This is a genomic window from Rahnella woolbedingensis (assembly GCF_003602095.1).
GTDB classification, from domain to species: Bacteria; Pseudomonadota; Gammaproteobacteria; order Enterobacterales; family Enterobacteriaceae; genus Rahnella; species Rahnella woolbedingensis.
Window position 1 is genome coordinate 1 of the sequence record NZ_RAHH01000114.1, and the last position, 284, is coordinate 284.

Below are 284 nucleotides of genomic sequence, written 5' to 3' on the forward strand. Positions count from 1 at the left end.
CCGCAACGTCTTCAGTCCACACCGGTTCGTAATACACAACTGACGCCACAGCCTGTTCCGCAGGCCACGCCGCAACGACTTCAGTCCACACCAGTTCGTAATACACAACTGACACCTCAGGCTGTTCCGCAGGCAACGCCGCAACGGCTTCAGGCTACACCAGTTCGTAATACACAACTGACGCCACAGCCTGTTCCGCAGGCCACGCCGCAACGTCTTCAGTCCACGCCAGTTCGTATTACACAACTGACGCCACAGCCTGTTCCGCAGGCCACGCCGCAACG

Annotated in this window: 1 pseudogene; it reads left to right on the forward strand. The window is 58.8% G+C overall.

Annotated features, from left to right (window positions below):
• A pseudogene (locus D6C13_RS25765) lies at positions 1 to 284 on the forward strand (hypothetical protein); the annotation flags it as partial.